Annotated in this window: 3 protein-coding genes; 1 reads left to right on the forward strand and 2 read right to left on the reverse strand. The window is 70.4% G+C overall.

Annotated features, from left to right (window positions below; all coding sequences use genetic code 11):
- Positions 1 to 734: DUF917 domain-containing protein (locus tag IRZ18_09445; protein MBX5477329.1), on the reverse strand; the 734-nt coding region annotated here is incomplete at its 3' end.
- A gap of 236 nt (positions 735 to 970) precedes the next feature.
- Positions 971 to 1,516 carry a helix-turn-helix transcriptional regulator gene (locus IRZ18_09450; GenBank protein MBX5477330.1) on the reverse strand — a complete coding sequence of 182 codons (546 nt, stop codon included), beginning with the start codon at positions 1,514 to 1,516 and terminating at the stop codon, positions 971 to 973.
- Between the two features lie 125 nt (positions 1,517 to 1,641).
- On the opposite strand from IRZ18_09450, the gene IRZ18_09455 reads away from it, so the two are divergent.
- Positions 1,642 to 2,811, forward strand: a complete 1,170-nt coding sequence (locus tag IRZ18_09455) for an aminotransferase class V-fold PLP-dependent enzyme (protein ID MBX5477331.1) — start codon at positions 1,642 to 1,644, stop codon at positions 2,809 to 2,811.
- Positions 2,812 to 2,818: the final 7 nt, after the last annotated feature.

Below are 2,818 nucleotides of genomic sequence, written 5' to 3' on the forward strand. Positions count from 1 at the left end.
ACGATCTTGCCGTGGAACAGCCGGTGCCCCCGCGTCACGCGCAGGAGCTCCTCGATCGGGTCGAGGCCGCGGTGCGCCGCCGTGCGCAGCGTCCGGCCGATCTCCTCGCTGAACGTCACGATGCCGCCGATGGCCGCCCGCTTCACCTGTGCGCCCGTCATCGTGTAAGCCGTCGCCATCACGTAGCCGCCCATCACGACGCAGTTCGCCCGCGCGATGCGCTCCCCGGCGAAGGCGTCCGTGGCCTTGAGGATCACGCTGTTGCCCTTCTCGTCCGCGATCACCATCGGCGTCGCCTCGACGCCGGCGAGGTGGAACGTCGACAGCTGCAGCTCCGGGAACGCGCGGCCCATGCCGTCGCCGTCGACGACCGGCAGCCCCAGCCGGCCAGCCAGCGCGAGCGGGATCATCGAGTTGAGCCCGCCCGCCTCCACGGGTACCGCCGCGTCGATCGGGCGGCCGAGGAAGTCGGAGAGGAGCGAGAACGCGCTCTCCATCTCCGTCCCGCTCGGCAGCTTCTCCACCACCACGGTCGGCGCGCCCATCATGCCGATCGGCACGCAGACGGCGTCGTCCGGGACCTCGTCCAGGCTGATGAGCCGAATCGGGCCGCACTCCTCGACCGTCTGCAGCGCCATCAGCTTGCCGATGAACGGGTCGCCGCCGCCCCCGGTGCCCAGCACCGCCGCGCCGAGGGCGATGTCCTCGATCGCTTGTGCGTCAAGTGTCCGCAGTGCCTCCACCTTCCCCCGTTCTGCACGCGGCGCCGTGCGGCTGCGCGCCCGCGGCCGCCGCTCCCGGCCGCGTCCCCCACGCGACCGGCGTTCACCGCGATTGGATCATTTTCAGTGGTATTGAAACCGAGAAATACGCGCTCCTGTGGAAAACTCCTTCTGGCGCGCGGTAAAAGAAAGGTCCCGGCCCACATCGGGACGGGACCGCACCGGACGCACCATCGGCAGCAGCCGGGCTAATACGATGGCGGCGTCACCGTGATCAAGAGCCGGCACGGCTTCGTGCCGGGGTTGTAGTAGCGGTGCGGGTGGCGGCTGTCGAAGTAGACGCAGTCGCCCTCGCGCAGATCCACGCGCTCCCCCGCGATCTCCACCACCGCGCGGCCGTCCAGCACCATCACGGCCTCCTCCGCCGCGTGGCTCCAGGGCTCCAGGGAGGACCACTGCTTCGCCGCCAGAGTGGCCGCGAGCACCTCGAACTTGTGGTAGCCGCCGGGCGTCACCCGCTCGTAGACGACCTGCGCGCCCTGCCCCTGGATGCGCTTGCGCGTGCGCGCCCGCTCCACGCGGTACAGCGCGTCCGGTTCATCGTCGCTGAACAGGCTGAACATCGGCGTGTCCAACGCCTGGCAGATCCTGCGCAGATTCTCCAGGGACACGTTGACCTGGTCGCGCTCGACCATGCTGATGAAGCTGCGCGACAGGCCCGTGCGCTCCGCCAGGTCCTTGAGGCTGAGGCTGCGCGCCTCGCGCAGTTTCCGAAGCTTCGCCCCGATCTGCAACGTCCGCTCCCCCTGTGCGGTAGGAATCGCGTCCCCGAACGGTGAACCTTGCGGTTTGACGGGTAGTTCAGTATAGATTACAAGCGTTCAGTATTCTAGTACGGACCGAGGAAAGAAGGGACGCCATGGTTCCACGGCCCAACATTTCGACACCCGAAGCCTTTCGGGCTCACTTTCCCATATTCCTCCAGCGAGTTCACCTGGCATCGTGTTCGCAGGGAGCCGTCTCGCTAGACGCGCTTCAGGCGCTGGACGACTACCGCGCGACGCTGCGCGAGGACGGCGCAGCCTGGGACCGCTGGATGGCGCAGGTCGAGGCGGCGCGCCGCGCCTTCGCCCGTCTGATCGGCGCGTCGCCGGAAGAGGTGGCGATCGTGCCGAGCGCCTCCGCCGGCGCGGCCGCGGTGGCGTCCGCGCTGTTCCCCGGCGCCCCCGATTCGACACGCCGCGTCATCGTGACGAGCGACCTCGAATTTCCGTCCATCGCCCACGTGTGGCTGGCCCAGCGGAGCCGCCGTGGGGACGTCCGCTTCGTCCGCAGCGAGAACGGCATCATCGACGCCGCCCGCTGGGCCGAGGCCATCGGGCCTGACACGCGCCTCGTCTCCGCCCACACCGTGACCTTCACCAACGGCGCGCGCAATGACCTGGACGCGATCGTGCGCCGCGCCCACGAGGCCGGAGCGCTGGTCTTCGCCGACGCGTACCAGGGCGCCGGCGTGGTGCCCATTGACGTCCGCCGCACGCCCGTGGACTTCCTCGTGGCCGGCGCGCTGAAGTACCTCCTCGCCGTTCCAGGAATTGCCTTCCTCTACGTTCGTGCCGAGGTGGCCGAATCCCTGTTCCCCTCCGTGACGGGCTGGTTCGGCCAGCGCGATCCCTACGCGTTCGACCCGTTTACCCTGGAGCCGGCGCCCGCCGCCCTGCGCTTCCAGGGGGGCACCCCCGCCGTGCCGGCCGCGTACGCGGCCGCGGCGAGCATCGGGCTCATCGCGTCGGTCGGCGTGGAGCGCATCTGGGCGCACGTGCAGCGCCTGGCGGCGCGCCTCACCGACCGCCTGCGCGCGGCCGGCGTGCCGCTGTTCTCGCCGCTCGACGCGAAGACTCGCGGCCCGCAGGTGGCCGCCCTCGTGCCGAACCCGGAGGCCACCGCGCAGGCGCTGGCGCGCGAGGGCTTCGTCGTCAGCCCGCGCGGCCGCGCCGTCCGCATCAGCCTGCACTACTACAACACCGACGACGACATCGACGGCGTGGCGGACGCGCTCACGGCCCTCGTCCGCGCGACGTCGGCGTAGCGCGCTC

This window comes from Clostridia bacterium, assembly GCA_019683875.1.
Taxonomy (GTDB): Bacteria; Bacillota; Sulfobacillia; order RBS10-35; family Bu92; genus Bu92.